Source organism: Paenibacillus ihuae (genome assembly GCF_001368795.1).
Taxonomy (GTDB): Bacteria; Bacillota; Bacilli; order Paenibacillales; family Paenibacillaceae; genus Paenibacillus_AQ; species Paenibacillus_AQ ihuae.
Map to the genome: position 1 here is coordinate 2,054,659 of NZ_LN831198.1, position 4,495 is coordinate 2,059,153.

The window sequence follows — 4,495 nt, forward strand, 5'->3', positions numbered from 1 at the left end:
AAGCGCCGACATGCCATATACGCCCAGCTCCTGGAATGTTTTGAGATCAGCCTGGATACCCGCTCCGCCGCCGCTGTCCGATCCGGCGATAGTAAGAGCCTTAAATACACTAGTCATTATGGAGTCTCCTTTTATTCCGCTGACGATTATTGGTTAAGCAGCCGAATCTGTGATTTCCCGCTATATATTTGTGGTGTGACCATAGCCAGCTGGTTCAGGAATTCGATCTGGAAGTCTCCCGGACCTTTGTGCGCAGTCAGCTCTGCAGCAATCTCTGCGGCTACACCGTAGAAGGAAATAGCTTCCGCGGCGGCTTCCAGCCCGTTGCCTTCACTGACAGCGAGAAAGGCCCCGACGACAGCGCTCAGCAGGCAGCCGGTACCTGTCACTTTGGTTAAGACCGGGTGGCCGTTGCTGACAATGAAGGTGCGGCTGCCGTCAGTAATGACATCTTCTTTCCCCGTAATGATAACCACAGAGCCGAGCTTGGGCGCTGCCTTGTTGGCAAGAGCAATGACGTCTCCGTCGCCTGCTCCGGCATCTACGCCTTTGCTGGCCCAGCTCTCCCCGGCAACATTGGCTACTTCGGCGACATTTCCGCGCAGTGCGGTAATCTTCATCTCATTCAACAGTCTTTGCGTGACCTCGCTGCGGTAAGCTGTGGCTCCGGCTCCCACCGGATCAAGCACCAGCGGTACATTATGAGTGTTAGCAGACTGTCCGGCCAGCACCATCGAAGCGATTAACTGCTCGTTCAGTGTGCCGATATTCAGCACTACAGCCCCAGACATGGCAGCGACATCTGCTACCTCTTCTTGGGCATCCGCCATAAACGGGGAAGCGCCCAGCGCCAGCAGGCCGTTTGCCGAGAAATTGGCTACTACAATATTCGTAATGTTATGAACGAGCGGATTCAGTTCACGTACTTTGGCTAAATAAGTCATGATTAGTCCTCCTAAAAGTTTTATTAGCGTATGCTTCATAGAATTTTAATTGAATGGCTTCGGCAAAACTATCTTCGTAAGAGTAGGCTTAAGTTTTGTTAGCTTCTGCTCATTTGTTTCAATTAACCTGAACGCCTTTGTAAATAGTTGTATTTTGTACAATTAAAAACCGGCTTCCAGCTGTTTCAGTTCTGTAATTGCACTTTGTACAATTAGAATAAGAGATAGGATGGGAAATGGTGATTTTGCTGGATTTTAAGTGTATGAAGTGCAATTAAAGCTTAAAAAGACGCAATTTTCCCGAAAATAACTGTACGAAATGCAGTTGTCTAAGGAGATACTGTCAAACCGCAAATCCGCAAATCCACAAATCCGCAAATCCGCAAATCCGCAAATCCACAAGTCTACAGCTCTACAAATCTACAAATCTACGAAAGCCCCGCTGCTCCCGCTCTCTCCCGGCAGCAGTTCGTTTTCGGCCAGCCAGTCCGCAACCGTGCTCCAGGATTCCGGGTCCTGATACCCGAAGGGCCGGGTACCTGCATCCATCCGCGGCAGCAGAATCCCGAGACTTTGTCGTTCGATCTCCGGATCGAGCGGAGCCGTGCTGTCCTCATGGGCCAGCAGTATATCCAGCGCCTCTTCGGGCTGATCCTGTACAAACTGCTGCCCTTTGCGGGCTGCCTTCATGAACTTGCTGAGATATTCCTCTGAATCCTTAAGACCCTGCTCACTTGCAACCAGCACAAGCTCATAATAGTCAGGCACGCCATACTTAGTCGGGTCGATGGAGACGACGGGATGCTTCTCTTTGTCTAAAATCAGCTGCTCATGATTAATGAAGCCGCCAATGATCCCGTCAACCCGTCCCGTACTAATAGCGGGAATCAGATCAAAACCCACATCGATCATATTCAGCTTTTGCGGATCGCCGCCGTCATGTTTGACCATCGTCCGGAGCATGGCTTCATAGAGCGGAATGGAGGAGTAACCGGCTGTTTTGCCGGAAAGATCCTTAGGGCTTGCGATACCGCTGTCCGCCGGAACAAGCAGATGATTCAGCGGATGCCTTACGAGTGCAGCGATCGATTTCACAGGAATCTGTTCAGCGCGTGCCATCAGCACCTGGGGCTGATAGCTGAGAGCCAGATCTACTTTGCCTGCAGCAACCAGCTTCAGGGCATCATTGCTGTCTGCCGGCATCTGAATCTCTACATCCAGCCCTTCCTCGGCAAAATATCCGTTCTGCTGCGCAGCGTAGAGAAAGGTATGAACCGCATTCGGATACCAGTCCAGCATAACCGTCAGCTTATGCGGCTGCCCGCCGCCACTTTCGGGAACAGCAGACGGCGCGGGATCAGCAGCGTTAGAACCGCTGCAGCCGCTGACTGCAGTGAGCAGAATGATCAGCAAGAACATAGGAGTATAACGGTGCAGGATACTTTTACGGGAATGATTAGGACTTAAGGAGTTGCTCATCGGTGGACGCCTCTTTTCTTCAACAATATTTTTTCAATGACAATAATACATAGAAACAGCATGATTCCGAGAGCAGAGAGCAGGCAGACTGCGGCGAACATTTCAGCGCTCTGCAGGTTGCCGGCCATACGCCGGCTGTAATAGCCAAGTCCCTTGCTGCCTCCAAGCCATTCGCCGATTGTGGCCCCAATGACACAGTAGACGATGGATAGCTTAAGCCCGGAGAAGAATGCAGGCAGAGCCAGCGGGATTTGTATCTTGATTAGCAGCTGATGGCGGCTCGCTCCGAGTGTAAGCAGGAGCTCCCGGTATTGCTCACCGCTTTTATGCAGGCCATCGTATGTACCGACAACTACCGGAAAGAAAGCTGTTAAAAAGACGACCGCCACCTTGCCCCAGAGTGTGTAGCCGAACCACATAATAAAAATGGGTGAAAGGGCGATCAGCGGAACCGTCTGGCTGACAATAAGCAAGGGATAAACCGCTTTTGCCAGCGGCCGGGACAGGTGCATCGAGACTCCAAGCAGAGTTCCGCAGACCACAGATGCAGCGAATCCAAGCAGCGTTTCCTGGAGTGTTACCGGCAAATGCAGACCGAACAACAGGGACCGCTGTTCCACAAGCGCAGTCCAGACCGAGGACGGGGCAGGAAGGATGAAGGGAGGGAAATGGCCCAAACGAACGGCCGCTTCCCAGACCACGAGCACTAATAGGACAAGCAACGCGGCAGGACCATAATTCCTGAGCAGCCTGTTAATGGTGGACACTCTCATGCAGTCTCCGCTCCAGCTCTTCCCGCAGGGCTATGAACTGCGGTTGATAGTTTAGTTGATAATGTCTGGGTCTCGGCAGATCAACGGTCATTTCCTGTAGTCCTTCGCCGCTGCCGCCAGGCATCAGATAGATCCGGTCGCTAAGCAGCAGCGCCTCTTCCAGATCGTGCGTGATGAACAGCACGGTTTTACCAAGCCCGCCCCACAGCTCCAGCAACCAGCGGTGCAGCTCGCGTTTGGTGATTGCATCCAAAGCCCCAAAAGGTTCATCCAGCAGCAGCAGGTCATTTCCTGCGGCCAGTGTCCGCAGCAGCGCGACCCGCTGCCGCATTCCGCCGGACAGCTCCTGCGGGTAGGCCGCTTCCGTACCGGCGAGGCCGAAGCGGTGCAGCAGACCGCGGATCTGCTGCACCGCATCCTCTTTGCTGCTGTTTCGCTTCAGCTCCCAGGGAAGCAGGCAATTGTCCAGAACGGTTCTCCAGGGCAGCAGCAGATCCTGCTGCGGCATATAGCCGATCTTACCCAGGCGCGAAGCGGCGTTTAAGGGCGGCAGCCCGCTGATCCGGATGTCTCCGGCTGCGGGCTCCAGCAGGCCGGCGATGATTTTGAACAAGGTGCTCTTGCCGCAGCCGCTGGCGCCGATCACCGAGATGAACTCCCCCTGACTTGCTTCTATTGAGAGCTTTGAGAATACCGGCTGGCCATGGGCAGCGGCAAAAGAGAATTGAAGATCAGTAATGGAGAGCAGCACTGCTTATATACCTCCTTAAATTACGAAGTGCTGTAAACGCAAGAAGACCCATTCATTTCCGGAGGAAATGAATGGGTCTGAAAGTTTCAAATCGTTGGCAGGGATAACGCAACGCTGATCATTTCTGCTCCACTTCCCTCCGCTGGTATGATCCAGATCAGGTTCCAAGGGTCCGGAGCATAAACTCCGTCTCAGTCGGCCGACTCCCCTAGTGAAAAAACAGGTCAATATTCAATTCGTAATTGCTAATTAATATACCATAACTTAGCGGATTGTAAAGATAGTCTTCCTTAAAGCGGCTGAAGACCGTCCACGAACAACGCCAGGATCCCCGCTGTAATTTGCTCTTTGGTAGAGCCGTATTGCTTCTGTTGAAAAAGATACAAATCGGGGCTGAGCACGGCAATCAGCGCTGTTGCAGTGAACTGAGGATCAATTGCAGGGATCTCACCGGAAGCAGCAGCACGCCTTAACAGCTCCTTCAGAAAATCGTTAAGCCGCCGGAAGAAAGGATGCTCAAACTGGGTAAGCTGTTTTTTGCCGGTGAA

At 52.6% G+C, this 4,495-nt stretch carries 5 protein-coding genes, 1 pseudogene and 1 riboswitch; all 6 genes and pseudogenes read right to left on the reverse strand.

Features of this window, described 5'->3' with window-relative positions:
- Nucleotides 1-117, reverse strand: a pseudogene (locus tag AQR02_RS33870) (bifunctional hydroxymethylpyrimidine kinase/phosphomethylpyrimidine kinase); the annotation flags it as partial.
- A 29-nt stretch (nt 118-146) separates the two neighbouring features.
- Nucleotides 147-944 (reverse strand): hydroxyethylthiazole kinase, encoded by a 798-nt coding sequence (gene thiM / locus AQR02_RS09225; RefSeq protein WP_082451750.1) that lies wholly within the window; start codon nt 942-944, stop codon nt 147-149.
- 420 nt (nt 945-1,364) lie between these two features.
- A complete protein-coding gene (locus tag AQR02_RS09230) occupies nt 1,365-2,423 on the reverse strand; it encodes an ABC transporter substrate-binding protein (RefSeq protein ID WP_054940316.1) in 1,059 nt (352 codons plus the stop codon).
- Nucleotides 2,420-3,196, reverse strand: coding sequence for an ABC transporter permease (locus tag AQR02_RS09235; protein ID WP_054940317.1), 777 nt, complete (start codon nt 3,194-3,196; stop codon nt 2,420-2,422). The genes AQR02_RS09230 and AQR02_RS09235 overlap by 4 nt, the downstream gene beginning before the upstream one ends.
- Nucleotides 3,177-3,947, reverse strand: coding sequence for an ABC transporter ATP-binding protein (locus AQR02_RS09240; RefSeq protein WP_245237250.1), 771 nt, complete (start codon nt 3,945-3,947; stop codon nt 3,177-3,179). The genes AQR02_RS09235 and AQR02_RS09240 overlap by 20 nt, the downstream gene beginning before the upstream one ends.
- Nucleotides 3,948-4,064: 117 nt before the next feature.
- Nucleotides 4,065-4,167, reverse strand: a riboswitch (TPP riboswitch).
- A gap of 70 nt (nt 4,168-4,237) precedes the next feature.
- On the reverse strand, nt 4,238-4,495 hold a 258-nt coding region (locus AQR02_RS09245; protein ID WP_054940318.1), incomplete at its 5' end, for a hypothetical protein.

What these genes read in the sequence shown, in the direction of transcription:
- thiM (WP_082451750.1), bottom strand. Translation starts at nt 944, where the DNA reads ATGACTTATTTAGCCAAAGTACGTGAACTGAATCCGCTCGTTCATAAC.
- AQR02_RS09230 (WP_054940316.1), bottom strand. Translation starts at nt 2,423, where the DNA reads ATGAGCAACTCCTTAAGTCCTAATCATTCCCGTAAAAGTATCCTGCAC.
- AQR02_RS09235 (WP_054940317.1), bottom strand. Translation starts at nt 3,196, where the DNA reads ATGAGAGTGTCCACCATTAACAGGCTGCTCAGGAATTATGGTCCTGCC.